The organism is Streptomyces montanus (assembly GCF_005786655.1).
Classification (GTDB): domain Bacteria; phylum Actinomycetota; class Actinomycetes; order Streptomycetales; family Streptomycetaceae; genus Streptomyces; species Streptomyces sporangiiformans.
This window is the reverse complement of the sequence record NZ_VBZC01000003.1, coordinates 105,952-131,705: the sequence shown is the minus strand read 5'-3', so window position 1 is coordinate 131,705 and position 25,754 is coordinate 105,952. Positions and strand designations below refer to the sequence as shown.

General features: G+C 69.6%; 18 protein-coding genes, 4 pseudogenes and 1 riboswitch. Of the genes and pseudogenes, 9 read left to right on the top strand and 13 right to left on the bottom strand.

Annotated features, from left to right (window positions below):
* Position 1 precedes the first annotated feature (1 nt).
* Positions 2-868 (top strand): TatD family hydrolase, encoded by an 867-nt coding sequence (locus tag FE633_RS03255; protein WP_138043535.1) that lies wholly within the window; start codon positions 2-4, stop codon positions 866-868.
* A gap of 7 nt (positions 869-875) precedes the next feature.
* A pseudogene (locus tag FE633_RS48035) lies at positions 876-1,049 on the top strand (metabolite traffic protein EboE); the annotation flags it as partial.
* Here the strand turns inward: FE633_RS48035 and FE633_RS03245 are convergent.
* Positions 1,037-2,135, bottom strand: a pseudogene (locus FE633_RS03245) (SWIM zinc finger family protein); the annotation flags it as partial. The pseudogenes FE633_RS48035 and FE633_RS03245 sit on opposite strands and share 13 nt — an antisense overlap.
* Before the next feature lie 453 nt (positions 2,136-2,588).
* On the opposite strand from FE633_RS03245, the gene FE633_RS03240 reads away from it, so the two are divergent.
* The 3 genes and pseudogenes from FE633_RS03240 to FE633_RS03230 all read left to right on the top strand — a co-directional run.
* Positions 2,589-4,106, top strand: a complete 1,518-nt coding sequence (locus FE633_RS03240) for an AAA family ATPase (protein ID WP_138043534.1) — start codon at positions 2,589-2,591, stop codon at positions 4,104-4,106.
* 549 nt (positions 4,107-4,655) lie between these two features.
* A complete protein-coding gene (locus FE633_RS03235) occupies positions 4,656-5,180 on the top strand; it encodes a hypothetical protein (RefSeq protein WP_138043533.1) in 525 nt (174 codons plus the stop codon).
* A 70-nt stretch (positions 5,181-5,250) separates the two neighbouring features.
* Positions 5,251-5,972, top strand: a pseudogene (locus FE633_RS03230) (IS5 family transposase); the annotation flags it as partial.
* A gap of 329 nt (positions 5,973-6,301) precedes the next feature.
* Here FE633_RS03230 and FE633_RS03225 read toward each other — a convergent pair.
* The 6 genes and pseudogenes from FE633_RS03225 to FE633_RS03195 form a co-directional block, all read right to left on the bottom strand.
* Entirely contained in the window at positions 6,302-7,192 is an 891-nt protein-coding gene (locus FE633_RS03225; protein ID WP_138043532.1) for an alpha/beta hydrolase, read from the bottom strand.
* Positions 7,193-7,332: 140 nt separating this feature from the next.
* Positions 7,333-8,259 (bottom strand): annotated as a pseudogene (locus FE633_RS49675) (AraC family transcriptional regulator); the annotation flags it as partial.
* A gap of 30 nt (positions 8,260-8,289) precedes the next feature.
* Complete coding sequence (locus FE633_RS03215) at positions 8,290-8,958, bottom strand: thymidine kinase (protein WP_119102311.1); 669 nt, start codon at positions 8,956-8,958, stop codon at positions 8,290-8,292.
* 277 nt (positions 8,959-9,235) lie between these two features.
* A complete protein-coding gene (locus tag FE633_RS03205) occupies positions 9,236-10,480 on the bottom strand; it encodes an alkaline phosphatase family protein (protein ID WP_138043530.1) in 1,245 nt (414 codons plus the stop codon).
* Positions 10,480-11,067 carry a DUF5998 family protein gene (locus FE633_RS03200; RefSeq protein WP_171059775.1) on the bottom strand — a complete coding sequence of 196 codons (588 nt, stop codon included), beginning with the start codon at positions 11,065-11,067 and terminating at the stop codon, positions 10,480-10,482. The genes FE633_RS03205 and FE633_RS03200 overlap by 1 nt, the downstream gene beginning before the upstream one ends.
* 41 nt (positions 11,068-11,108) lie before the next feature.
* The gene (locus FE633_RS03195; RefSeq protein ID WP_138043529.1) at positions 11,109-13,913 is read right to left on the bottom strand and encodes a bifunctional acetate--CoA ligase family protein/GNAT family N-acetyltransferase; all 2,805 of its coding nucleotides are present in this window, start codon (positions 13,911-13,913) and stop codon (positions 11,109-11,111) included.
* Positions 13,914-14,067: 154 nt separating this feature from the next.
* Here FE633_RS03195 and FE633_RS03185 point away from each other — a divergent pair, with 154 nt between their 5' ends.
* On the top strand, positions 14,068-14,349 hold the full coding sequence (locus FE633_RS03185; protein WP_138043528.1) for an HPr family phosphocarrier protein: 282 nt from the start codon (positions 14,068-14,070) through the stop codon (positions 14,347-14,349).
* A gap of 146 nt (positions 14,350-14,495) precedes the next feature.
* On the opposite strand, the gene FE633_RS03180 is transcribed toward FE633_RS03185, so the two are convergent.
* The 4 genes from FE633_RS03180 to FE633_RS03165 form a co-directional block, all read right to left on the bottom strand.
* Positions 14,496-15,191, bottom strand: a complete 696-nt coding sequence (locus FE633_RS03180; protein WP_138043527.1) for a GntR family transcriptional regulator — start codon at positions 15,189-15,191, stop codon at positions 14,496-14,498.
* A gap of 210 nt (positions 15,192-15,401) precedes the next feature.
* Positions 15,402-16,184, bottom strand: coding sequence for a M23 family metallopeptidase (locus FE633_RS03175; protein ID WP_138043526.1), 783 nt, complete (start codon positions 16,182-16,184; stop codon positions 15,402-15,404).
* Between the two features lie 12 nt (positions 16,185-16,196).
* A riboswitch (cyclic di-AMP (ydaO/yuaA leader) is annotated at positions 16,197-16,355 on the bottom strand.
* A 213-nt stretch (positions 16,356-16,568) separates the two neighbouring features.
* Positions 16,569-17,939 carry a M16 family metallopeptidase gene (locus FE633_RS03170; protein ID WP_138043653.1) on the bottom strand — a complete coding sequence of 457 codons (1,371 nt, stop codon included), beginning with the start codon at positions 17,937-17,939 and terminating at the stop codon, positions 16,569-16,571.
* 17 nt (positions 17,940-17,956) lie between these two features.
* Positions 17,957-19,300 carry a M16 family metallopeptidase gene (locus tag FE633_RS03165; protein ID WP_171059774.1) on the bottom strand — a complete coding sequence of 448 codons (1,344 nt, stop codon included), beginning with the start codon at positions 19,298-19,300 and terminating at the stop codon, positions 17,957-17,959.
* A 236-nt stretch (positions 19,301-19,536) separates the two neighbouring features.
* Between FE633_RS03165 and FE633_RS03160 the strand changes: the two genes are divergently transcribed.
* Entirely contained in the window at positions 19,537-21,987 is a 2,451-nt protein-coding gene (locus FE633_RS03160; protein WP_138043524.1) for a DNA gyrase/topoisomerase IV subunit A, read from the top strand.
* 71 nt (positions 21,988-22,058) lie between these two features.
* Here the strand turns inward: FE633_RS03160 and FE633_RS03155 are convergent, their stop codons facing one another.
* On the bottom strand, positions 22,059-23,168 hold the full coding sequence (locus FE633_RS03155; RefSeq protein WP_246113383.1) for a CobW family GTP-binding protein: 1,110 nt from the start codon (positions 23,166-23,168) through the stop codon (positions 22,059-22,061).
* A gap of 356 nt (positions 23,169-23,524) precedes the next feature.
* On the opposite strand from FE633_RS03155, the gene FE633_RS03150 reads away from it, so the two are divergent.
* The gene (locus FE633_RS03150; RefSeq protein WP_246113382.1) at positions 23,525-24,076 is read left to right on the top strand and encodes a DUF6082 family protein; all 552 of its coding nucleotides are present in this window, start codon (positions 23,525-23,527) and stop codon (positions 24,074-24,076) included.
* A gap of 183 nt (positions 24,077-24,259) precedes the next feature.
* Complete coding sequence (locus tag FE633_RS03145) at positions 24,260-24,496, top strand: hypothetical protein (RefSeq protein WP_138043521.1); 237 nt, start codon at positions 24,260-24,262, stop codon at positions 24,494-24,496.
* 53 nt (positions 24,497-24,549) lie between these two features.
* Here the strand turns inward: FE633_RS03145 and FE633_RS03140 are convergent, their stop codons facing one another.
* Positions 24,550-25,713, bottom strand: coding sequence for a citrate synthase/methylcitrate synthase (locus tag FE633_RS03140; RefSeq protein ID WP_138043520.1), 1,164 nt, complete (start codon positions 25,711-25,713; stop codon positions 24,550-24,552).
* Positions 25,714-25,754 lie beyond the last annotated feature (41 nt).

The window sequence follows — 25,754 nt, the reverse complement described above, 5'->3', positions numbered from 1 at the left end:
CATGCGTATCTTCGATCCCCACATCCACATGACCTCGCGCACCACCGACGACTATGAGGCGATGTACGCCGCCGGGGTGCGGGCCCTCGTCGAACCGGCCTTCTGGCTGGGCCAGCCCCGCACCTCGCCCGAGAGCTTCTACGACTACTTCGACGCCCTGCTCGGCTGGGAGCCGTACCGCGCCGCTCAGCACGGCATCCAGCACTTCTGCACCATCGCCCTCAACCCCAAGGAGGCCAACGATCCGCGCTGCGTACCGGTGCTGGACGAGCTGCCCCGCTATCTCGCCAAGGACCGGGTCGTCGCCGTCGGTGAGATCGGCTACGACTCGATGACCCCCGAGGAGGACGACGCGCTCGCCCGCCAGCTGCGCCTCGCGATCCACCACGGCCTGCCCGCTCTCGTGCACACCCCGCACCGCGACAAGGCCGCCGGCACCCGCCGCACCCTCGACGTCGTCAAGGAGTCGGGCATCGACCCCGCCCTCGTCGTCCTCGACCACCTCAACGAGCTCACCGTCGGCATCGTCCTCCAGAGCGGCTGCTGGGCCGGGTTCTCAATCTACCCCCGGACCAAGATGAGCGAGGACCGCATGGTCGAGGTCCTCAAGGAGCACGGCACCGAACGCGTCCTCGTCAACTCGGCCGCCGACTGGGGTCGTTCGGACCCCCTGAAGACACGAAGGACCGGCGACGCGATGCTCGCCGCCGGGTTCGACAAGGCCGCGGTGGAGCGCGTCCTGTGGGACAACCCGGTCGCCTTCTTCGGGCAGAGCGGTCGCCTCGAACTCGACCCCGAGCCCGACGCACCGGAGCCCGACGAGTCGTCGTCCTTCGAGGGCAATTCCATCCGGCGCGGGGGTGCGTGAGCGGGCCATGCGCTTCCGGCACCCGGACGGCTCCACCGTCCACCTCGGCTACTGCAGCAACGTCCACCAGGCGGAGACGCTCGGACAGCGTGATCGACCACTCGCCCGCTACGCCGGGCCCGTCCGCGAACGCCCCGCGGTCGACCGGCTCGGCATAGGGCTGTGGCTGGCGGAGAGTTCCCGGGCGTCGCGGATGCCGCGTTCTGCCCAGTCCAGGGCTTCATCGGGGCGCCGGGCGGCATCCAGCTCTTGGGCGATGACCAGGTGCGTGTGGCCGTTCGGTGCGAGGTCGGCCGCGTGCACGGCGATCACCGCGTCTACATCGCCTCCCGCTTTGGCCAGACGTTCCATCAGGTATTTCTCCGCCCAGCCGCGATGGTTTCCGCCAGGCCTCGACTGCCGACTTCCGCAGGACGGCCATTCCTTCTTCGCCGAGGACATCCTCGTAATCGAGCGGATCGATGTCGGTCAGGCCATCGTCGATGTCGCCGAGCGCATGGCCGACCAGCCAGCGCGCGAGCTCCACGGGATCGGGGCGTGCCGCACGGCACGCGTCGAGGTGGGCGTCGGCGAGGTCTGCACCGATCTGCCCGAGCCAGCCGTCTGAGTCGTCGACACTCTCCACCGCCTCGGCCAGCAGCCGCATCGCCTCCCGCGCCAGGGTGATCGCGTCGGCGGCCCGGCCCGAGCCGGTCAGCGCGCTGATCGCGGACACCGCCTGCCCGGCCTGGTCGGCGTAGGCGCGGGCATCGGCGTACTCGACATACCCGTATTGCGCGAAGGGGCCGATGTCGAGCAGATCACGGATACGGGACCGGACCGCGGCGAGGTCCCCGCGAGCGCTCGCGGCCCGCAGCTCCAGGCGGTGCCGCAACTGCCGGTCCTCGTCGATCTGTTCCCTCAGCAGGGCGAGCAACTCGTCCTTGGAGAGGGCGGACAGCCACCCGTCGAGGTCCTGCGCGCGCTCCCGGGCCGCCTTCCGCTGCCGCGGCAGGCTCTCCCGCTGGGCGAGCACCGTCAGGCCGAGAGCGACCAGGTGCTTGCAGAAGTTGCCCTCCAGGCCGTATGGGCAGTCGCACTCGCCGGACAACCCACCGGGCCCGTCCAGGGACAGCTCCACCTCATATCGTTCGGTGCCGTGGACGCTCGCGGTGACCCAGCCGTCACCGACCTCGACCTCGGACACCGCGTCGAGATACCCGAGGCCGCGTTCGAAGGAACGGGCACCGGCCAGCGTCTTGAGGTTCGCCTCGGTGAGGCCGCGCATGATTCTTACCCGCCCTGCTGTGGTTGTGCAGTTGATACCCCGCCAGCCTAGGGAGGCCGAGAGTGCGAGCCGACAACTTCGGTGGGTTTGACCTCCAACTTGACCGGTGCCAGGGGTCGTCGGCCGGTCACAATCCCCTCCCCCGGTCTCATGGAGTTCACGATCCTCGGCTGCCACCTCGAGGACGGTGACTCACCCGAGGCTCTGGCTCTCGCAGGCCGCCAGCTCCGTCGGGCGCCCGGCCTGCCGGATGCGGTGGGACTGCCGCCGCCACCGCACCTCGTCCCGGGTCTGTCACCTGCTCCGGCCGGAGCTCACGCGGAGCGGCGGCACCGTCAGCGGGAAGAATCCGCAGGGGTGACCCATCCGCGACGTTACGCTCACGGCCGCACATAGGTAAGATTCAGCTATACGGATCTGGTTAGGGCTGGCCTGAACGAATTCGGAGAAGCCATGGGTGGACGGCTGGGCAAACCGGAGCGGCTGCTGGACCGTGATCATGAATGGGCACTGCTCAACGACTTCCTCGCCGATCCAGCCCCCGAGCTGCGGCTGGCCATCGTTTCGGGGCGTCGGCGGAACGGGAAGTCGTTCCTGCTGGAGGCACTCACAGAAGCAGTGGGCGGGCTGTATCTGACCGCCGTGCAGGAGGAAGGCCGGGTGCCCTCGCTGCACCGATTCACCGAGGCGATCGCCGCGCACGCGGGAGTGCGGCCCGGGGCGATGCGGTTGGACGACTGGCGGGATGTGCTCACCGCCGCGCTGGAGGTGGTGAACCGGGCGCCGGGGGCGCCGCTGATCGTCATCGACGAGCTGCCGTACCTGCTCCAGCACTCCCCGGAGATCCCCGGGTTCCTGCAACTGCTGTACGACCAGTCGCAGTCCGGCAAGGCGCCCGGCGGTCGCATCGTGCTGTGCGGCTCGGCCATGAGCGTGATGTCGGAGCTGCTGTCCGGCACCAAGCCGCTGCGCGGCCGGGCCGTGCTGGACCTGCGCCTGCCGGCCTTCGACTACCGCACCGCCCGCACCCACTGGGGGATCGAGAACCCGGCGGTGGCGCTGCAGGTCGACGCCGTGCTGGGCGGCGCACCCGGCTACCGGCCGCTTGCCGCTGGGCCGGCGCCGCAGAGCGAGGCGGAGTTCGCTCCCTGGGTGGAACGCACCCTGCTGGACCCGGGGCGGGCCCTGTACTCGCGCGTGGAGGCGGAGTACCTCCTGCGCGAGGATCCGCGGATCACCCACCGCACGCTGTACTACGACGTGTTGTCCGCGGTGGCCCTGGGCGCCTCGACGCCGGCGAAGGTCGGCTCGACGCTGGAGCGGTCCCGCTCCGCCATGGTCGCCCCGCTGGAGGTGCTGGAGTCCACCGGCTACGTCCGCAAGGAGCAGGACCTGCTCAAGGCACGGCACCCGGTCATCAGCGTGGCGGACCCGGTGATCCGCTTCAACCAGCTGATCACCCTGCCCATGGTGGAACTCGTCGAACGTCGGCGCGGAGCCCAGGTGTGGCAGTCGTCCCGGCCGACGTACCACTCGAAGATCCTCGGCCCGCACTTCGAGGAGACCGCGCGCGAGTGGGCCCGCTCCTTCGCCGTCGACGAGACGGGACTGTCGCTCGGCGCGGTGGGCACAGCGGAGATCGCCGACCCGACCGCCCGGACCAAGCACGAGGTCGACCTGCTCGCCATGGCTCCCGGAGAGCGCCCGCAAAGCCCTAGGGCCGCCATCACCCTGATCGGTGAGGCGAAGGCCACCGTCCAGCCCCGCGGGCTCAAGGACCTCGAGCGCCTCGAACACATCCGGGGCCTCCTCGCCGACCAGGGGCACCGGCCCAATGACGCGGCCCTCGCTCTGTTCTCCCTGCACGGCTTCCATCCCGATGTCATCGACGCCGCCCAACGCCGCGCCGACGTCCTTCTGATCGACATCAATGCGCTGTACGGCGACGGGCCCATCCGCGGACTGACATGACATGGGCCAGTGTTGCGTGACTCACGGAGGCGCCATGGTCCAGCCCCGGCGGCCGACCGGGACTGGACCGAAGCTGACCGGCACCCGAAAGCCGAAAGTGCGGCTTGCCGGTCTATCGCTTCAGCGGAACGACCGCATGAGCGGAACGACCGCATGAGCGGAACGACCGCATGAATGGTCAGCACAGCCCCGTTGACATGCGGCTTTTCCCGTTCCCACGCTCCGTGTCCCCCGCCGGGGGCACCCTGTATGAGGTGCCTAAAGACCCCGTCATCAGCGGAAACGCTGTGGTCGGGGTCTTCGCGTATGCGCCGCCAGTTGCCGTCGGATGCAGCTCCATGACAGTGATCACGTTGTAATGACGTGTTGATCTTGAGGCGCTTCACAGCAGGTCAACGGACGCTTACTGAGGCGCGCGCTGCGTGTTCTCGCCGCTCAATGCACCGCGTCAGTGCTTGGTCATGAGGCCGCCGGAATGACTGCAACGTGCTCGTGGAGGCACTCAGTCTCTGGCCTGAAACAGCCAATCGCGTCGTATCGTCCCCAGCCATGGAGATAGGCGACCTGCCTGGGTGGGCAGCTCTGGCGGTATCGATCGTTTCGGTGATCATCAGCTACCGGCTCGGCGTCCGTTCTGCTCGGGCATCGGAGCAGTCAGCTCAGGCATCGCAGGTGTCTGCACGGGAGGCACGACGTTCGTCGGATGCTGCCGAGCGGTCAGCAAGCGCGGCGGAGGGCTCACTCGCTCTTCAGCGGCAGGAAGCTGAAGAGCGGCAACGAGCGGCAGAGCCACAGGTGGAGTTGCGAGTCGAGCGCACGGGAGGCGGCAGTCGCTTGCGTCTTCGCAACGTTGGTGGAGCCGTGGCAACGGGAGTGACGATTCACGATGCCCCGGGCATCAGCACCCAAGATCGAGCGTTCAACTTCCGAGCCGGGATCAGCAACGTGGAACTCGCTCCTGGAGAGGCGCGCGAGTTCTTGATCTATCGGACGGGAAGCCCGCGCATGCCGACGCACCTTTGGGTCACATGGCAAGGGCAGGAAGAGCGGGTCGCACTCGCGGTTCCGGCGTGACGATGAAGTCCAGCAGTCCCGCTCACGAGTCCACTGCCCTGGGATGGCCTGAGATAAGACATCTTCGCGGCAAGGCGGATGTCGTCGGCGGGCCGGTGACCGGGAGACGCTGGCGGCGATCATCTTCGTGGCTTCCTAGGGCTGCACGTGGCGGCAGTTGGCGCCGGTGTTCGGGCCGGCTTGGCCCACCGTCTATCGGCGTTTCGCCCAGTGGAGCCGGGCGAGGGTCTGGGCCAGGCTGCACCGGGTCATCCTCGACGAACTCGGTGCCAGAGGTGAGCTGGACTGGTCGCGGTGCGCGATCGACGCCGTCAGTGTGCGGGCGGCAAAAGGGGGCCACTGACCGGACCGAATCCGACCGACCGTGGCAAACCGGGATCGAAAATCCACCTGATCACGGACCGGAACGGACTGCCCTTGTCGCTGGGCGTCTCCGGCGCCAACATGCACGACAGCCAGGGCCTCGAACCGCTCGCGCGCGGTATCCCGCCCATCCGCTCACGGCGCGGCCCGCGCCGTCGGCGCCCTGCCAAGCTCCATGCCGACAAGGGCTACGACTACGACCACCTGCGCCGATGGCTGCGCAAGCGCGGCATCCGTCACCGCATCGCCCGCAAGGGCATCGAGTCCTCACAGCGGCTCGGCCGACACCGTTGGGTCGTTGAGAGGACGGTGTCCTGGCTCGCCGGATGCCGACGCCTGCACCGCCGCTACGAACGCAAGGCCGAGCACTTCCTGGCCTTCGTTGGCATAGCAGCAGCTCTCATCAGCTACCGCCGACGCACCAACTGAAACGACGTCTAAGCTTCCCAAGCTGAGAGCGCGAGTTCGCTTCTCGTCACCCGCTCCATGCGAAACCCCCAGGTCAATGACCCGGGGGTTCTTTGTTGTCTGGACAGTGGGCGGGGGTCGCACCACATCCGCACCAGTAACCGTCACGGCAATTCAACCAGACTCACCCCAGTTCAGACCCTGATCCGAGTTGCTTCGGGTCGAAGAGGTCGCGTGAGCCGACTTCGCCAGCGGGCGTGCCGCCCGGCCCTCGACGGACCGTGGCGGTCGCACGCGCAAGGACCCATCCGCACGGTCCACGAGGCCGGCCCGCGTGCGCGGCGGCAGCGTCAGGTGGTGAGTGCGGTGCGCAGGGCGTTGGCCATCAGTTCGATGGCCTCCTTGCCGGCCGGCACCGGGCCGGTATGTGTGAAGTAGTGGTCGACGCCCTCGAAGACGCGGTGGGTGACTGGGACGCCTGCGGCGTCCAGGGCCTTGGCGTAGGCGTCGCCCTCGTCCCGCAGGCGGTCGTTCTCCGCGGTGATGACCAGGGCGGGCGGGAGCCCGGCAAGGTCGTCGGCCAGACCGGGAGAGACGAGGGGATGGGCGCGGTCGGCAGGATCCGGGACGTAGGCGGCGGTGAAGACACGCATGAGGTGGGGGCTGAGCAGCGGCTTGGCGATGGGGGAAAGCTTGGTGGCGGGGTCGGAGAGCTGGTCGAGCGGTGCGGAGTCGATGATTTGGAGCCGGGGCGAGAAGGTGCCGCGGTCTCGGGCCGTGCGACAGACCGCGGCGGTGAGGTTGGCCCCGGCGCTGTGTCCGCCCACGGCGAGTCGCGAACCGTCCCAGTTGTTGGCGGGGCCGTTCTCGGCGACCCACGCGGTGACGTCGTATGCCTGGGTGACGGGTGCGGGGTACGGCCGCTGCGGGGCGACGGCGTAGTCCACGTTGATCACGACACAGCCGGCCGTGGCAGCTATGTAGCGGCAGATGTGGTCGTCCTGCTCGGGGCGGCCGACGACGAAGCCGCCACCGTGGAAGTTGACGTACGCGGGGGCGGGGGTGCCGGTGGCCGGCGGGCGGTAGACGGTGCAGGTCACCGGTCCGGCACCGGTCTCCACCCGGAGGGATTCGGTGCGTTTCGGGACGTCGGTGAAACGCAGGTCCTTGTGCACGCGGGCCATCATGCCGCCGAGCAGCAGCTGGATCCCTCTGGCCTGGATTCTGGGACTGATGGGCATGGTCCGATCCGCCTAGCGCTACAAGTTTAAAATGACAGGATTCCTGATGATGGACGCTGATCTCGCGTCGCGCAACAGTGAGCGCACTGTCTCCCGAACGGGAGCACTGGGTGACGGGCACGTCCCCGGGCCTCTGCTGATCATCGCGATCGCCGGCTCGTGCAGCTTGGTGATCGCGTCGCGGTCGCCACCGCCCCGGCCGGCCTCTGAGCCCTCGTTCTCGGGGCCGGCGTCAACTTCCGGGCGAAGTACGGCAGTTGGTGGGGCTGGTGCCGTACCGTGCCTTGAACGCCCGGGAGAAGTGTGACGGGTCCTTGAAGCCGACGCGAGGGCGATGTCGGCGATCGTCGGGCGTCATGGCCCGGCCGCCTCAGCAGCATGGTGCGGGCCCGGTCGAGTCGCCGGTCGTAGAGCCAGGTCCGGGGCGTGGTTCCCGCTTCCTGGAAGAGCTGGTGGAGATAGCGCAGGGAGAAACCGAGGGCGTGGCCGACGGCGAGCAGAGTGAGCCCGGGATCGTGCAGCCGTTCGTCCAGGTACTCCTTGGCCCGACTCAGGTCGCGGCGGTGGACGGCCGACCCCGCTGCGTCGACGCTGTTTCCATGGGCGTCGCACACAGTGGCGAGAAGGTCCAGGACGTTCGCCGTAACCGAGCGGGCCAGCCCTTCGTCGAGAGCGCGGCCCTCTTCGGAGAGCGCGCGCAGGACGGCGCTGACGAACGCGCCCGGGCCGCCCGTGGCCCGGAACGGCACGGCTGTGATCCGTTCGGCCGCCGCGCACCGGGAGGTGAGCATCCCGCGCGGTATCTGCAAGACCACCGAGCGGAAGCGCTCCTCGAATCGGAAGGCGCACGGCCTGACGCTGTCGACCAGTGTGAAGTCGCCCGGTCCCATCGCGCCCGACCGGTCGTCCTGCCGCACGGTCCCGGACCCCTCGCAGATCAGGGTGAGGAAGAAGTCCTCCCCCTCCGCCCGGCGGACAAGTGCGGGGCCCCCGACCAGCGGCTTTCCGTGTTCCCATGTCCCACATCCCCCGCCGGGGGCTCGAACCTGCGACCACGAAGCATCCGTCCCGGCGCGTGCCCCTACCGTTCGAGCCCTTCAAGCAGCCCCTTCATCCACCTCTGCCCCAACCGGCAGCACGTCGGGAGACAGTGCCGCTGCCCGAGCCGCGGCACTGGTCATCCGCTTACGGTGGTGGCGCCGACACAGCACCTCGTACCCCACGTCCTCCGCCGGCCGGTGCACGTCTCCGACAACGACCTGCTCGCCCTCGATGACCATCTCCCCGCCTACCGTCCGCGCATTGTGCGTTGCCCGGGCACCGCACCAGCACATCGCCTCGACCTGCAGCGTCGCCAGCCGGTCGGCCAGCTCAATCAGCCGCTGCGAGCCAGGGAAAAGCCGGGTGCGGAAGTCGGTGGTGATACCGAACGCGAACACGTCCAGATTCAGGTCGTCGACGATGCGGGCCAGCTGGTCGACCTGCTCCGGCGCGAGGAACTGCGCCTCGTCCACGATCACGTAGTCGACCTTGCCGCCCCGCGACAACTGCTCCACCACATAGCCATACAGATCCCTACCCGGGCCCGCCTCCACCGCCTCGGTCACCAACCCCAGCCGAGACGACAACTTCCCCTCCCCCGCGCGGTCGTCCCGCGTGAAGATCACACCCTGGAGCCCTCTGGCCGACCGGTTGTGGCCAATTTGCAGCGCCAAAGTTGACTTCCCACAGTCCATCGTCCCGGAGAAGAACACCAATTCGGACATCAGGACCGCGAGACCTTCCGGATCGAACGAAGACGGCACACACCGCCAAGACGAACAACAGCAACAGACGACACAACCCCGCCCACAACACCGGCAACACATGGCGAAAGCCCCAGCAAATCGGTGGACTTCCCGCAGTCCATGGTTCCTGAGAAGAACACCAGCTCGGGCATGGGGAGTTGAGCACCTTTCGGCAGCCGGGACGTACAGCGGCGGTGGAGGCGATGAGGGCCGGTGAGAGGCGTAAGAGGCGTTTCAGAGGCGTCAGGGGCAGTGATCAGGAACGTACCTCGAGCAGCGGGACCAGTTGCTCCACGGGGGTCAGCGAGCCGTGGTTGCCGACCATCGCCGACTCCTTCGGCTCCCGCTCGGAGGCGATGATCAGCACGTCGTCGCGAGCCGCCGCGATCACGTCGCCGATACGGGCGTACACCCGCTCGTCGACCTGATCGGGCCGACCGAACCAGCCCGCCGCGATCGCCTCGTCCCGGGACGCCACCCAGAACTGCTCGCCGAGCACCTCGCGCCAGCAGGTCAGGACGTCCGACTCGGCCCCCGGGACCGCGTACACATGCCGGGCGCGGCCTTCGCCGCCGAGCAGGTTGACGCCGGCGCGCAGCTCCCAGTCCGCGTCGAAGTCGATGCGGTGTTCCTCGTCGAAGGGGATGTCGATCATGCCATGGTCGGCGGTGACGTACAGAGCGGTGCGGGGCGGCAGTTGCTCCGCCAGACGCTGGACCAGGCGGTCCACGTACATGAGTTGTCCGCGCCAGGGGTCCGAGTCGACGCCGAAGCGGTGGCCCTTGCCGTCCACCTCGGCGTAGTAGGTGTATACCAACGAGCGGTCACCGGCGGCCAGTTGCTCGGCCGCGAGATCCATGCGCTCCTCGCCGGAGAGGCGCCCGTGGAACGTGCCGCCGCTCAGCGCGATCTGAGTGAGGGGCGTGTTCTGGAAGGCCGGTGACGAGACCTGCGCCGTGTGCACGCCCGCCTGGTCGGCGAGTTGGAAGATCGTGGGGTGCGGCTGCCATACGCGCGGCGCGGTCCACGGCTGCCAGCGCAACTGGTTCATCAGCTCGTCCGTCTCCGGGTTCCGCACGGTGTAGCCCGGCAGCCCGTGCGCGCCCGGCGGCAGGCCGGTGCCCACGGAGGCGAGCGAGGTCGCGGTGGTCGCCGGGTAACCCACGGTGATCGGACGGCCCGTGCCGCCGCGTGACGACGCCAGCAGCGAGGTCAGGAACGGGGCCTCGTCCGGGTGCGCCTTCAGCTGCTCCCAGCCCAGCCCGTCGATCAGAAACACGCAGTTCCGGTCGGCGGTGGCCAGCTCCGGGATGAGGGCGGTCGTCCCGGGCACGTCCATGCCTGCCGCGAGGGTGGGCAGGAGATCGGCCAGCGAGCCGACGCCGTACTCGGGCACGGGCGCGGAGCCGACGGCGAGCGGTTCCGGATGGTCCCAGAAGGGAGAGGCAGGGGCGGGCACGGAGCGCCCTCCGTCATGGGCCGGCGGAGACGGGTGGGACATCAGTGCGTGACATCCGCGGTCGCCTCGGAGAGCGACTGTGCGAAGGCGAGCGTCTGCCGTACGGCGTCCGGGCCGTCCCCGGCCTCACTGACGCGCAGGCTGAGGTCGTCCGCCGTCGCGCTGCCCGTGTACCCGTGGTCCGCCTCGCAGTTGGGGTCGCCACAGGCCGCCGGCTCCAGGTCGAGGCGGGAGACCGCGCCCCAGCCGATGGTCAGCACGACCTCGCGCGGCAGCGTGCCCGGGACGTACTTCTCCGGGTTGGCGACGACCCTGCTGAGTACGACCGACGAGATCCGGCCGAGCTTCACGGATTCGGTGGACGTCGTCGCGTACGGCGTCGGCGACGTACTGTCCGCCGCCTGCTCGTCGGTGTGGCTCACGATGAAGCGGGTGCCGGTGAGGACGAGCACGGTCACATGGCGACGCACCTCGTTGGCGTCGAAGGTCGTCTCCTGATGGACCAGATACGACTGGATGGCCTCGCCGCCCACAGCGGCCTCCACCGCCTCGGCCACGAGGGCCGGGTAGTAGCCGCTGCGCTCGATCGCCGCTCGCAGCCCCTGCGTCGTCGTACTGGTCTTGGCCATGACGCCCATCCTACGGGGGCGCACTGACTGCGAGGCACCGCTCAGTACACAGGAAGTGTGCGCGGGCCGAGGTCGTCGCGGGCGGGCGGGGGCGCGAGCCGCACTGAGGCGCCGAGCGCGGTCAGACCGCGCGGGGCGACGACCACGGGCTCCAGGGCCACGGAGACGACCTCCGGGTGGTCGTCGACGAGGCGCGACAGGCGCAGCAGCAGTTCTTCCAGTGCTTCCGTGTCGACCGGTGCCGAGCCACGCCAGCCGAAGAGGAGCGGCGCGGTCCGGATCGACCGGACCAGCGAGGCCGCCTCCCGGTCAGTGACCGGAATCAGTCGGTGCGCGGTATCCCCGAGCAGCTCCGACGCGGCCCCGGCGAGCCCGAACGAGAGCACCGCTCCCACCGCCGGGTCTATGACCGCGCGGACGACGGTGTCCACCCCGCGCGGCGCCATCGGCTGCACCACCGGACGCAGCACCGCGGGCGTCCCGAAGAGGCTGGTCAACTCGGCGTACGCCCGCCGCAGTTGCTCCTCGTTCGCCAGATCCAGCCGTACGCCGCCCAGGTCGGCGCGGTGTCGCAGGTGCGGGGCGGTGGTCTTGAGCGCCACGGGATAACCGAGGTGGTCCGCCGCCGCGACGGCGTCGTCGGGCGTAGGCGCGGGCAGGGCGCGGCGTACGTCGATGCCGTACCGCCCGAGCAGCGCGTGGGTGTCGTCGGGGCCGAGGGTGAGCCCTCCCAGGGATCCGTTGCCGAGGAGTCCGGCGATCTGCTCGGCGGCGCCCTTCTCGTCGATGTCCTCGTACTCGGGGACCCGGCCGGGCTCGGCCGCCTCGCGGCGCCACTGGCTGTAGTTGACCGCTTCGGCCAGGGCCCGGACGGCACGCTCGGCGGCGGGATAGGCGGGGATGGGGCGGGACTCCTCGACAGGGGTGCGCACCGCGGGGCGTTCCGCCACAGGGGGCACCTGGGGCTCGGTGGCCTGGGGCGCCGTACTGGTGGCCGCGGAGAGCGCCTCGGCGAGCCCGCCGAGTTCGACGTGGACCACGAGCACCGGCTTCGCCGGGGATGCCGCCGCGGCCGAGCGGAGTGCCTCGGCCAGGGGCGCGTCGGCCGGGGACCTCTCCCCCACCGCCGGGATTGCGGTGACCACGACGGCGTCACAGGCGTCGTCGGCCAGCGCGTGCGAGAGCGCGGCGTGGAAGTCCTGCGTGGACGCCGCCGTGGTCAGGTCCATGGGCGGCAGCGGCCGCAGGCCCTCGGCCAGACACGCGTCGTACGTGAGCAGTCCCAGCGACTCGGAGTTCCCGAGGATCGCCACGCGAGGCCCGGCGGGGAGAGGCTGGCGTGCCAGCAGGAGTCCCGCGTCGACCAGCTCGGTGATCGTGTCCACCCGGATGACCCCGGCCTGCCGCAGCAGCTCGGAGACGGTCGCGTAGGGAAGCCGCGTGGCGCGTACGGCGTGCCCGGGGGGTGTGGCGCCGCTGTGCCGCGCCCCTTGCACGACGACGAGCGGCTTGGCCGCTGCGGTACGCCGCGCGAGACGCGTGAACTTCCGCGGGTTCCCGATGGACTCGAGGTACATGAGCGCGACATCGGTGTCGGGGTCGTCGTACCAGTACTGCAGTACGTCGTTGCCGGACACGTCCGCGCGATTGCCCGAGGAGACGAACGTGGACACTCCGGTCACGCCCGTGACGCCGCCGCCGCGCCGGTACAGCCGGGACAGCAGCGCGATCCCGATGGCGCCGGACTGCGCGAACAGACCGATCCGCCCGGGCCGCGGCATCTCGGGCGCGAGGGAGGCGTTGAGCCGAACCTCCGGGGAGGTGTTGATGACTCCGAACGCGTTGGGACCGATGATGCGCATGCCGTACGTGCGCGCCTGGCGCACGAGCTCGCGCTGGCGGTCCCGGCCCTCGGGGCCGCTCTCGGCGTAGCCCGCGGAGATCACGACGAGTCCCTGTACGCCGTGCTCACCGCACTCCGCGACGGCCTGGGGGACATGCTCGGCCGGGACGGCGACGACAGCGAGGTCGACGGGCTCGGCGATGTCGCGGATCGAGCGGTGCGCCGGAACGCCGGCGAGCTCCTTCTCCTGAAGTGCGCTGTTCACCGCGTACAGACGCCCGGTGAACCCGACGTCGCGAAGGTTCTCGAGGACGCTGCGGCCCACGCCCCCTGGAGTGCGGCCGGCGCCGATGACGGCGACCGAACCCGGCGCGAGCAGTCGCGCCACGGACCGGGCCTCGGCTCGCTGCTCCCGCGCGCGCTGCACGGCCAGCGAGCGGTCGGTGGGCTCCAGGTCGAACTCCAGGCGTACGACGCCGTCTTCGAAGCTGCGCTTCTGCTGGTAGCCGGCGTCCGTGAACACCTTGATCATCTTGGAGTTGGCGGGCAGCACCTCGGCGGCGAACCGGCGGATGCCGCGTTCGCGGGCCACGGCGGCGACGTGCTCGAGGAGCGCCGAGGCCACGCCACGGCCCTGGTGCGCGTCCTGCACGAGGAAGGCGACCTCGGCCTCGTCGGCGGGAGAGGAGGCGGGCAGCCCCTCGGCGTTGATGCGGTCGTAGCGTACCGTGGCGATGAACTCGCCGCCGACCGTGGCCGCGAGTCCCACCCGGTCCACAAAGTCGTGGTGCGTGAAGCGGTGGACGTCCTTGGCGGACAGGCGCGGGTACGGCGCGAAGAAGCGGTAGTACTTCGACTCGTCGGACACCTGCTCGTAGAAGCTGACCAGGCGGTCGGCGTCCTCGGCCGTGATCGGCCGGATGCGCGCGGTGCCGCCGTCACGCAGCACGACGTCGGCCTCCCAGTGGGCGGGGTACTCGTGCCGGTCCGACGAGGTCTGCATGGGCCCCAGAGTACGGCTCGCCTCCGACAGGAGCGCGGGGCAGGCTCGGGCCCGACGTCCGGCCCGGGTTCGGGACTCCACGCCCATTCCGGAGGCGGCTTCACGTATGGAACAATGGTCTAGACAACTGTGAACACCTGAAGGGCAGCATCACATGGCTGAGCGCCGCGTCAACGTCGGCTGGGCCGAGGGCCTCCACGCCCGCCCCGCCTCCATCTTCGTCCGTGCGGCCACGGCCGCCGGCGTCCCCGTGACGATCGCCAAGGAAGGCGGCAACCCCGTCAACGCCGCTTCCATGCTTGCGGTACTGGGCCTGGGCGCCCAGGGCGGCGAGGAGATCGTCCTGGCCTCCGACGCCGAGGGCGCGGACGCCGCGCTCGACCGCCTCGCGAAGCTGGTCGCCGAGGGCCTCGAGGAGCTTCCCGAAACGGTCTGAGCGCAAGCCGGCCTTTCCAAAAGAATCACTCGCGCACACGCCAAAGGGCTCGCCTGGAATATCAGGCGGGCCCTTTGCATTTCCTGATTGCGGGCAGCAAAAATAATCCCCCCGCGAATTACTCCTCTTTGTATACGGTGCTCGTGTTAATGCCGCAGGCCCGTCACGTTTACGGGATGTTGCGAAGTCCTCACACGCTCCACGCGATCACCGCGGCCGGGAAAGCGCAGCCGGTGCGTGGTCGCCGCCCGCTCGGTGTGCAGCGCCGTGATCGACCGGGCCCGCTCGCTGTCGCCGCGCGCGACGGCGTCCACGATGCCGCCGTGCTCCGCCCAGGACTCGGCGGGATGGGCCGACGCCTCGACCGCGTACATCCACGCGATCTTGTGCCGCAGCTGGGTGAGCATCGAGGTCAGCGCGGGGCTGCCCGAGGCCTGCGCGAGCGTCTCGTGGAACCAGCCGCCCAGGGAGCGCAGATCCTCGCTGTGCCCTCGCCTGGCCCGCTCCTGGCCCAGCCTGACCAGGCCGCGCAGCACCTTGAGGTGTGCCTCGGTACGGCGCTGGGCGGCGCGTGCGGCACCCAACGGCTCCAGGAGCATGCGCATCTCCAGGAGGTCGGCGGCCTCCTCCTCGGTGGGTTCCGCGACGCACGCGCCCGCGTGCCGACGGGTGACGACGAAGCCCTCGGCCTCCAGAGTGCGCAGCGCCTCACGCACGGGGACGCGCGAGACGCCGTAGCGACGCGCGAGCAGTTCTTCGGTGAGCCGGCTGCCGCGCTCGTAGACACCCGCGACGATGTCGTCACGGATCGCCGTGCATACCGAGTGCGCGGGAATACGCATGACCCGACCTCCGCCTTAATCCCCGCGAAAACGCGGTCGATCGACGCTTGCCCGGTGACTCTATTGCAGAAAGCCGGAAATTCCGACGGCGGACCGGAATCCGTGGGTATTTTTTGGACACACCGGGACTTGGAACGGGCAGTCATCCCGTCATACGCAGGAAAGCCCCGGCTCGGTGAGCCGGGGCCTTCGAGAGCGATGCGATGGTCGTCAGACGTTCACACCGTGCGAGCGGAGGTAGGCGAGGGGGTCGATGTCCGAGCCGTACTCCGCGGACGTACGCGCCTCGAAGTGGAGGTGCGCCCCCGTGACGTTGCCGGTGGCCCCGGAGAGGGCGATCTGCTGGCCCGGAGTGACCTTCTGGCCGACGGAGACGGAGATGGACGACAGGTGGGCGTACTGGGTGTACGTGCCGTCGTTCATCTTGATGACGACCTGGTTGCCGTACGAGCCCTCCCAACCGGCCTCGACGACGCTGCCGGAGCCCACGGCGTGCACCGCCGTGCCGCTGGCGGCGTGGAAGTCGATGCCGGTGTGGCTGCCGGAGGACCAGAGGGAGCCGCCGCTCTGGTAGCCGGTGGAGACGTACGAACCGCTGATCGGCGCCTTGTAGGAGCTGAGGAGCTTGCGCTCGGCCTCGCGGGCCGCGCGCTCCTTGGCCTCACGTTCCTTCTCGGCCTTCTCCTTGGCCTGCTCCGCGGCCCGCTTCCTGGCGGCCTCCTGGGCGGCCTTCTTGAGAGCCTCGGCCTCCACGGCCGCCTGCTCCTGAGCGGCGGCCTGGGCGTCGAGCTGCTCGGCGACCGAGTCGCGGATGGTGATGGCCTGGGTAAGCCCGGTCTGCTCGGCCGAGGGCTCCTCGGCGGCGAGCGCCGGGGCGGCCAGGGTGCCGATGACACCGGTGGTGGCGAGCGCCGCGACCCCCACGGTCTTCGTGGACGTGCGCTTCGTGCGGCTCGGACGACGGTGCTTCCCGGTGGCGCGCGTGAACGCCATGAAGTGGCTGGTCCTTTCCTTCCCTCTCGCCTACCGGGTTAGCTGACGGGTTCGGAGCAGGAAGGTCTCCTACGAGCCCCCTCCAGGAGGGCGCCCGATTCACCCCAGGGACTGCGATGGGTCCCCGGCTCCCCTGGCTCGCGCCGTACGGGGACTCGGCGATGACTGTCCGGTGCCGCGGATGCGACGCACTGCCTGACGAACAGCCGGACTGACGCTAAGCGGGCCGTCGTGCAACCAACAAACGGAACACGGGATTTGTAGCGCATGCCACAGGGCAGACAGGCAACCACCCTGCCAATACGGACAAACTGTCCGGCAGGTCCGACAGGCAGGGGCCCTGGAGCCTCATCGGTCTCCAGGGCCCCACCGTGCCGGCCGGCACTACTCGGCCGTGACAACGCTCACTTCACCGATTCCGAGCGCCTTGACGGGCTCCTCGATCGTCGCGGCGTCCCCCACGAGGACGGTCACCAGACGGTCCATCGGGAAGGCGCTCACGGCGGCCGCGGTGGCCTCCACGGTGCCCGTGGCGGCGAGTTGCTGGTACAGCGTCGCCTGGTAGTCGTCGGGCAGATGCTGCTCGACCTGATCGGCGAGCGTGCCCGCGACGGCGGCCGCGGTCTCGTACTTGAGGGGCGCCACACCCACCAGGTTCTGTACGGCGACGTCGCGCTCGGGGTCCGTCAGACCCTCGGCCGCGAGCGTGCGCAGCACCTTCCAGAGGTCGTCGAGCGCCGGTCCCGTGTTCGGGGTGTCCACGGAGCCGCTGATGGCGAGCATCGCGGCACCGGTGCCGTCCGGTGCGGAGCGCAGCACCTGGCCGAAGGCCCGCACCCCGTAGGTGTATCCCTTCTCCTCGCGCAGGACGCGGTCCAGGCGCGAGGTGAGGGTGCCGCCGAGGCAGTACGTGCCGAGCACCTGGGCGGGCCAGACACGGTCGTGCCGGTCGGCGCCGACGCGGCCGATGAGCAGCTGCGTCTGCACCGCTCCGGGGCGGTCGACGATGATCACGCGGCCGGTGTCGTCGGCGGTCACCGGCGGCACGGGACGCGCCTCGGCCGACGAGCCGGTCCAGGCGCCGAGCGTGTCGCCGAGCAGCGCGCCGAGGTCGACGCCGGTGAGGTCGCCGACGACGACCGCGGTGGCCGTGGCGGGGCGTACGTGCTTCTCGTAGAAGGCGCGCACGGCCGCCGAGTCGATGTTCTCGACCGTCTCCTCGCTGCCCTGGCGCGGGCGCGACATGCGCGAGGCCGCCGGGAAGAGCTGCTTGGAGAGCTCCTTGGCGGCCCGGCGGGCCGGGTTGGCGGTCTCGTGCGGGATCTCGTCGAGCCGGTTGCGGACGAGCCGTTCGACCTCGCTGTCCTCGAAAGCGGGTGCCCTCAGGGCGTCGGCAAGCAGGCCGAGCGCCTTGGCGAGCCTTGACACGGGGACTTCGAGGCTCAGGCGTACGCCCGGGTGGTCGGCATGCGCGTCGAGCGTGGCGCCGCAGCGCTCCAGCTCCGCGGCGAACTCCTCGGCGGAGTGCTTGTCGGTGCCCTCGGAGAAGGCGCGCGCCATGATCGTGGCGACGCCGTCCAGGCCCTGCGGCTCGGCCTCCAGCGGTGCGTCCAGGAGGACCTCGACGGCCACGACCTGCTGGCCCGGGCGGTGGCAGCGCAGCACCGTCAAGCCGTTGTCGAGCGAGCCGCGCTCGGGCGCGGGGAAAGCCCAGGGCTTGGGTTCGCCCGCCTGCGGCTGGGGGTGGAAGTCCATGGTCACGGTGACTCCGGTCACTGGGCCGTCTCCTCGTCGTCCTCGTCGTCCTCGTCGGTGGCGATCGGCTCGTACACGAGCACCGCGCGGTTGTCGGGGCGCAGGCGGGACTTGGCGACCTCCTGGACCTCCTCGGCTGTGACGTCGAGCACGCGCTGGACGGCGGTCAGGGCGAGCTGCGGGTCGCCGAACAGCACCGCGTACCGGCACAGCTCGTCGGCGCGGCCCGCGACCGTACCGAGCCGGTCCAGCCACTCGCGCTCCAACTGGGCCTGGGCGCGCTCCATTTCCTCGGCCGTGGGGCCCTCCTCGGCGAACCGGGCGAGCTCCTCGTCGACGGCGGCCTCGATGACGGGGACCTCGACATCGCCGGAGGTCTTCACGTCGAGCCATCCCAGGGAGGGCGCTCCGGCGAGGCGCAGCAGGCCGAACCCGGCCGCGACCGCGGTGCGGTCACGGCGTACGAGCCGGTTGTAGAGGCGGGACGACTCGCCGCCGCCGAGGACGGTCAGAGCGAGGTCGGCCGCGTCACTCGCGCGCGTGCCGTCCTCGGGCAGCCGGTAGGCGGCCATCAGGGCGCGCGCCGGGACCTCCTCCTCGACGACTTCGCGCAGCTGCTCACCGATGGTGTCCGGCAGGGCCCCGTCGCGCGGAGCGGGCTTGCCGTCGTGCCCGGGGATGGAGCCGAAGTACTTCTCCACCCAGGCGAGCGTCGCCTCCGGGTCGATGTCGCCGACGATCGACAGGACCGCGTTGTTCGGCGCGTAGTAGGTGCGGAAGAACGCGCGCGCGTCCTCCAGGGTCGCCGCGTCCAGGTCGGCCATCGACCCGATCGGGGTGTGGTGGTACGGGTGGCCCTCCGGGTACGCGAGAGCGGTCAGCTTCTCGAAAGCGGTGCCGTAGGGGACGTTGTCGTAGCGCTGGCGGCGCTCGTTCTTGACGACGTCCCGCTGGTTCTCCATCGACTCCTCGTCGAGCGCGGCGAGCAGCGAGCCCATGCGGTCGGCCTCCAGCCAGAGGGCGAGCTCCAGCTGGTGGGCGGGCATGGTCTCGAAGTAGTTGGTGCGCTCGAAGCTGGTCGTGCCGTTGAGCGAACCGCCCGCGCCCTGCACGAGCTCGAAGTGGCCGTTGCCCTTCACCTGGCCCGAGCCCTGGAACATCAGGTGCTCGAAGAGGTGGGCAAGTCCGGTACGACCCTTGACCTCGTGGCGCGAGCCGACGTCGTACCAGAGGCACACCGCCGCGACCGGGGTCAGGTGGTCCTCGGAGAGCACCACGCGCAGACCGTTGGCCAGGCGGTGCTCGGTCGCTGTCAGCCCGCCGGAGCCGGCCTCGATGGTGGCCGTGTGACCCATGGGCATGTACATCCCTTCGATCGCGGAAAACTGCCGAATTCCTGCTAGTCATGCCACTGTATGCAAGCGCACCGACAGCTGGCGAAGTTCCCGGAGCGGGTACGCCGAGAGCGAGCGGACCTGGGCCCCCGGGGGCTCCAACAGATGGGTCGTGGTCCGCGTTGTCAGTGGCGCGGTCCACAATGGAGGGCGTCAGATCCCGTTCTTGCCCCGGCAGACACTGTGAAGGAGTCGCAGCAGCGATGGCCCGCCGCAGCACGAAGACCCCGCCGCCCGACGACTTCGAGGAGCGGATCCTCGACATCGACGTCGTCGACGAGATGCAGGGCTCCTTCCTCGAGTACGCGTACTCGGTCATCTATTCCAGGGCCCTGCCGGACGCCCGCGACGGCCTGAAGCCCGTGCACCGCCGCATCGTCTATCAGATGAACGAGATGGGGCTGCGCCCCGAGCGCGGCTATGTGAAGTGTGCCCGCGTCGTCGGCGAGGTCATGGGTAAGCTCCACCCGCACGGCGACGCGTCGATCTACGACGCCCTCGTGCGCCTGGCTCAGCCCTTCTCCATGCGCCTGCCCCTGGTCGACGGCCACGGCAACTTCGGTTCGCTGGGCAATGACGACCCGCCGGCCGCCATGCGGTACACCGAGTGCCGGATGGCCGACGCGACGTCGTTGATGACGGAGTCGATCGACGAGAACACGGTCGACTTCGCACCGAACTACGACGGCCAGGAGCGGGAGCCGGGCGTCCTCCCGGCCGCGTATCCGAACCTGCTGGTGAACGGCGCGCAGGGCATCGCCGTCGGCATGGCCACGAACATGCCGCCGCACAACCTCGGAGAGGTCATCGCGGCCGCCCGCCACCTGATCCGCCACCCGGGAGCCGATCTCGAAACGCTGATGAAGCACGTCCCGGGGCCCGACCTGCCCACCGGCGGCCGCATCGTCGGCCTCTCCGGGATCAGGGACGCCTATGAGTCCGGCCGCGGCAGCTTCAAGATCCGCGCGACGGTCGCCGTGGAGAACGTGACGGCGCGCCGCAAGGGCCTCGTCGTCACCGAGCTGCCCTTCACCGTGGGCCCGGAGAAGGTGATCGCCAAGATCAAGGACCTGGTCGGCGCCAAGAAGCTGCTGGGCATCGCCGACGTCAAGGACCTCACGGACCGCGCGCACGGCCTGCGTCTGGTCATCGAGATCAAGAACGGCTTCGTGCCGGAGGCCGTCCTGGAGCAGCTCTACAAGCTGACGCCGATGGAGGAGTCCTTCGGCATCAACAACGTCGCGCTGGTGGACGGCCAGCCGCTCACCCTCGGCTTCAAGGAGCTCCTGGAGGTCTACCTCGACCACCGCTTCGAGGTGGTACGCCGCCGCAGCGAGTTCCGCCGCGGCAAGAAGCGCGACCGGCTGCATCTGGTCGAGGGTCTGCTGGTCGCCCTCCTGGACATCGACGAGGTCATCCGCCTCATCCGCTCCAGCGAGAACTCCGCGCAGGCCAAGGAGCGCCTGATGGAGCGCTTCTCGCTGAGCGAGATCCAGACGCAGTACATCCTGGACACCCCGCTGCGCCGTCTCACCAAGTTCGACCGCATCGAGCTGGAGTCGGAGCGTGACCGGCTCCATCGCGAGATCGACGAGCTGACCGCCATCCTGGATTCGGACGCGGAGCTGCGCAAGCTGGTGTCGGGCGAACTGGCCGCGGTGGCCAAGAAGTTCGGCACTCCACGGCGCACGGTGCTGCTGGAGTCCTCCGGTGCGGCCGCCACGGTGGTGCCGCTGCAGGTGGCCGACGACCCGTGCCGGGTGCTGCTGTCGTCGACAGAACTTCTCGCGCGTACGGCGAACGGTGACCCCTTCGGGGAGAGCGACGGCAAGCGCGTCAAGCACGATCTGATCGTCTCCGCCGTTCCGGCGACGGCCCAGGGCGAGGTGGGCGCGGTCACGTCGACAGGACGACTGCTGCGGATCAATGTCATCGACCTCCCCCAGCTGCCAGAGACGGCCACGGCGCCCAACCTCTCCGGGGGCGCGCCGATCTCGGAGTTCCTCACCCTGGAGGGCGACGAGAAGGTGGTCTGTCTGACGACCCTCGACGAGTCGTCGCCGGGCCTCGCACTCGGCACACAGCAGGGTGTCGTCAAGCGTGTGGTGCCCGACTACCCCTCCAACAGGGAGGAGCTGGAGGTCATCACGCTCAAGGAGGGCGACCGGATCGTCGGCGCGGCCGAGCTGCGCACGGGCGAGGAGGACCTCGTCTTCATCACCGACGACGCCCAACTGCTGCGCTACCAGGCTTCCCTGGTCCGCCCGCAGGGCCGGCCCGCGGGCGGTATGACGGGCATCAAGCTCACCGAAGGGGCCAAGGTGATCTCCTTCACCGTCGTCGACCCGGCCGTGGAGGCCGTCGTCTTCACGGTGGCGGGCTCGCGCGGCACGCTCGACGACTCGGTCCAGACGACCGCCAAGCTGACGCCCTTCGACCAGTACCCGCGCAAGGGCCGCGCCACGGGCGGCGTGCGCTGTCAGCGGTTCCTGAAGGGCGAGGACTGCCTGAGCCTGGCCTGGGCCGGTCCGGTTCCGGCACGCGCCGCGCAGAAGAACGGCACGCCGGCCGAGCTGCCGGAGATGGACCCGCGCCGCGACGGCTCGGGCGTCTCGCTGCCCAAGACGGTGTCGGTGGTGGCGGGGCCGGTGTGATCAGTCCGGGGAGGCCGGTGTAGTCACCTGGGAGGCCGGTGCAGTCAGGCCTGTCGGATCCGTTCCGTGGCTCACGGGCTGTGTTCCGTGGCCTCCGGGCTCTGCTCCGGCACATAGCGCAGGACGCCCCACATGCTGTGCTCATCGGCGTGTGGGGCGTCCTCTTTGCACGCCTCCAGTTCCTTGCCAAGGGCAGAGGTGTCGACGCCGGAGCCGATGAGGACGAGCTGGGTGAGGCGCTCACCCGGGGGCCAGGGCTCCGGATGGAAACGCAGGAAACGCCCCACGGCGTGCACGGTGTACCGGTTACGGGTGTCGGCGGCGCCGAAGTCGACGTACCCCTTGATGCGGTAGAGGCCCTCGGGCCTGCTGTCGAGGAAGTCCATCAACCTGCGGGGGCTGAGGGGCACTTCGGAGGTGAAATCGAGGGACTCGTAGGCGGAGTGCAGGTGTCCGGCGTGACGGTCGCCGTGCTCAGGACCGTCCTCATGACCGTGCTCATGACCGGGCCCATCTCCGTGCTCGTCACCGTCGTCATGGAGGTCGTCGAAGGACAGCTGCCCGATCCGCTCCCTCGATGGTTTGCAGTCGAAGAGGAGCTCGGGGGCGATCCGCCCGTACACGGCGGAGACGACGGCGGCGCGGTCGGTGAGTGTCCGGACGAGACGGAGTACCCGCTCGGGGTCCTCGGCCCGGTCCTCCTTGTTGACGACCACGAGGTCGGCGAGGGCGAGGTGGCGGTCGATCTCGGGATGCTTCTCCCGGGTGTCGTCGAACTCGGCGGCGTCGACGACCTCGACGAGTCCACCGTAGACGACGCGCGGGTTCTCGCTGGCAAGGAGCATCCGTACGAGCTCCTGCGGCTCGGCGAGGCCGCTCGCCTCGATGACGATGACGTCGATGCCGGTGGAGGGGTGGGCGAGCCGCTCCAGATAGTCGTCGAGTTCACTGGCGTCGACGGCGCAGCACAGGCAGCCGTTCCCGAGGGAGACGGTGGAGTCGCCGAGCGCGCCGGCGACCGCCATCGCGTCGATCTCGATCGCGCCGAAGTCATTGACGACGGCCCCGATACGGCTGCCTCCGCTGCGGTGCAGGAGGTGGTTCAGCAAGGTGGTCTTCCCGGAGCCCAGGAAGCCGGCAAGGACGACGACCGGGATCTGCTGGGGGCTCGCTGGACTCAACGCGCGACCTCTCTCACACCGATGCGTGCACCGGCTCGTAAACCGGCGCTCGTTACGAGGAATGAATGCCGACTCAGGATACGAGCCGGTGGAAACCCCGCGAAGTGAACGATTGTTAGCGGCGCTCACGGGGCACACGTTGGGCATGGCGCCAGGAAACGTGACCCGCGCTTCCCTCTGTGCGCCCTCCTCGCCGCCTCCCAGCCGATCAGAGCCGCTCGGCACTCTGGAAGACGGCAAGCGTGCGCCGCCCATCGCTCGCCGGTCCGCTCCCTGTCGACCCGCACCCGACGACCGGCGGACGGTCGCCTGATCCGGGGGTTGACATGGTCACACAGAATCACGGGGTACGTGGGTTGAGCGCCGCAGCCGCGGTGCTCGCGCTGACGGCCGCCGGTGCCGTCGCCGCCCTGGCCGCACAGCGCCGCGCTCTGGAGGGCCAGTTCCGCGACTACGCGGACCTGCTGCGACGCATGGAGACCCTGGAGGCGGAGCGCCGGCGCGAGTCCCGACGCGCCGAGCTCATCGAGTACCAGCGGGATCATCGAAATCTGCTGATGAAGGCGATTCACGACCCGAGCCTGCTCCCGGTGGTGGACACCTACGACCGCCAGTTGCCGCCGGAGACGCAGCGCCAGTATCTCTTCGCCAACGCCCTCTACGTGCACGCCCTGCACGGTTACCGGATCGGCGTCCTCACCCTCCCCGAGCTGCGCGGTCACATACGGGGGATATTCCAGAGCACCAAGGTCCGCGAGTACTGGGACGCCACCCGGCACCACAGGGCGAGCCTGCAGGACGGGTCCGAGGAGGCTCAAATCGGCGCAATGGTGGATGAGTTGCTGCAGGAACTGGACGAAGCCGAGACCGACGAATGGTGGGTGATCGGCGAGACTCCAGACGAGTGAGGTCGCGGAATCACTCACACGGAGCCCGTCCCGCCACACCACCGGTCGCCTCAGGCGCTAGGTTGTCCCCGCCTGCCCGGAGCACACCCGCCACAGCAGGCGTCATACGTCCTCGCCTGCCTCGGCCACACCCCCGGTCTCGGCAGGCGATGTCATCACTGCCAACCAAGGACCGGGATCCACTTGAAGATCGTGCGCCGTATCGGTGCGTCTCCCCGCGAGAGAGGAAGTGTGTCGGGCCAGACCTGCCCCGACATCTTTGAACTGCAGGACGGACGTTTTGCAGTGATCGGCACGGACAGCACGGAACAGCTCGATGCCGAGCTGCCCTCCGACGCCGCCCGTGCCGACTACGAGCGGATCGTAGTGATCACCCGCGAGACGCTTATCCGCGCAAAAGCCGATATTCCGGACGCATAGTAGCCGACCTCGGATCGGTCCTCCCCTGAGATCCGATCCGAGGCTCTATACCGTCAGCAACTCGGCACCGGCTGGGGCGCAGGCGCTCCCACATACCGGGCCCCCGGACGGATGATCTTCGAATCCTCCGCCTGTTCCAGGATGTTGGCACACCAGCCGACGACGCGGGCCGTGGCGAAGGTGGGCGTGAACATCTCACGAGGGACGCCGCACAGCTCCATGACGACGCCCGCGTAGAACTCGACGTTGGCGTGCAGTTCACGACCGGGCTTGAGCTCCGCGAGGATCGCCTCCACACGGCGCTCGACTTCGACGGCGAGGTCGACACGTGGGCCGCCGAACCGCTGGGCGATACCGCGGAGCATGCGGGAGCGCGGGTCCTCGGTGCGGTAGACGGCGTGGCCGAAGCCCATGATGCGGTCGCCCGCCAGGACGCGTCCGCGCACCCAGGAGTCGATGCGGTCAGGCGTACCGATCGCATCCAGGGTGTCCAGGGCCCGGCTCGGGGCGCCGCCGTGCAGCGGTCCGGAGAGGGCCCCCACCGCACCCACAAGACAGGCCGCCACATCCGCCCCTGTCGACGTGATCACCCGGGCAGTGAATGTTGATGCATTGAATCCATGGTCAATGGTTGAGATCAAGTACTGCTCGACGGCTCGGGCGTGCTCCGGGTCCGGCTCCGAACCGGTCAGCATGTAGAGATAGTTGGCGGCATGGGGCAGATCCTCGCGTGGCTCGACGGGCTCGAGACCACGGCCGAGCCGGTGAAGCGCCGTCAGCAGCGTCGGTACGGCGGCCGCCATGGCGAGTGTGTCCGCACGGCGCCGGTCCGCGTCGATGTCGTACACCGGCCGGAACCCGAGCGCGGCGCCGAGCAGGGACAGCGCGGTCCGCATCCCGGCCAGCGGCCCGGAACGCCCGCTCGCCGCCGCGATCGCGGGCAGCACTGCCCGCACCTCGTCGGGCAGTCGCCGCATGGCCGCCGTCCGCGTCAGGAAGGCGGAACGCTGTGCCGCGTCCGGCAGTTCACCGTGGACCAGCAGGTGCCACACATCCTCGAAGCCGCGTGACTGCGCGAGGTCGACGGCGGAGTACTGGCGATAGTGATAGAAGCCCTCGAACCCTCTGACGTCACCCAGCACGGTGTCGGTGACGACGACGCCCGCGAGTCCTCGCGGCACGTCGACGGGGGCGGTCGCGGCCTGGTTGATCGACATGTTTCCTCCCTGGACTTGATTCGACTGTCCATGCTTGACTT

Bases quoted from the DNA above. Each gene is read 5' to 3' on its own strand.
- FE633_RS03255 (WP_138043535.1), top strand. From the start codon at position 2: ATGCGTATCTTCGATCCCCACATCCACATGACCTCGCGCACCACCGAC.
- FE633_RS03240 (WP_138043534.1), top strand. From the start codon at position 2,589: ATGGGTGGACGGCTGGGCAAACCGGAGCGGCTGCTGGACCGTGATCAT.
- FE633_RS03235 (WP_138043533.1), top strand. From the start codon at position 4,656: ATGGAGATAGGCGACCTGCCTGGGTGGGCAGCTCTGGCGGTATCGATC.
- FE633_RS03225 (WP_138043532.1), bottom strand. From the start codon at position 7,192: ATGCCCATCAGTCCCAGAATCCAGGCCAGAGGGATCCAGCTGCTGCTC.
- FE633_RS03215 (WP_119102311.1), bottom strand. From the start codon at position 8,958: ATGTCCGAATTGGTGTTCTTCTCCGGGACGATGGACTGTGGGAAGTCA.
- FE633_RS03205 (WP_138043530.1), bottom strand. From the start codon at position 10,480: ATGTCCCACCCGTCTCCGCCGGCCCATGACGGAGGGCGCTCCGTGCCC.
- FE633_RS03200 (WP_171059775.1), bottom strand. From the start codon at position 11,067: ATGGCCAAGACCAGTACGACGACGCAGGGGCTGCGAGCGGCGATCGAG.
- FE633_RS03195 (WP_138043529.1), bottom strand. From the start codon at position 13,913: ATGCAGACCTCGTCGGACCGGCACGAGTACCCCGCCCACTGGGAGGCC.
- FE633_RS03185 (WP_138043528.1), top strand. From the start codon at position 14,068: ATGGCTGAGCGCCGCGTCAACGTCGGCTGGGCCGAGGGCCTCCACGCC.
- FE633_RS03180 (WP_138043527.1), bottom strand. From the start codon at position 15,191: ATGCGTATTCCCGCGCACTCGGTATGCACGGCGATCCGTGACGACATC.
- FE633_RS03175 (WP_138043526.1), bottom strand. From the start codon at position 16,184: ATGGCGTTCACGCGCGCCACCGGGAAGCACCGTCGTCCGAGCCGCACG.
- FE633_RS03170 (WP_138043653.1), bottom strand. From the start codon at position 17,939: ATGGACTTCCACCCCCAGCCGCAGGCGGGCGAACCCAAGCCCTGGGCT.
- FE633_RS03165 (WP_171059774.1), bottom strand. From the start codon at position 19,300: ATGCCCATGGGTCACACGGCCACCATCGAGGCCGGCTCCGGCGGGCTG.
- FE633_RS03160 (WP_138043524.1), top strand. From the start codon at position 19,537: ATGGCCCGCCGCAGCACGAAGACCCCGCCGCCCGACGACTTCGAGGAG.
- FE633_RS03140 (WP_138043520.1), bottom strand. From the start codon at position 25,713: ATGTCGATCAACCAGGCCGCGACCGCCCCCGTCGACGTGCCGCGAGGA.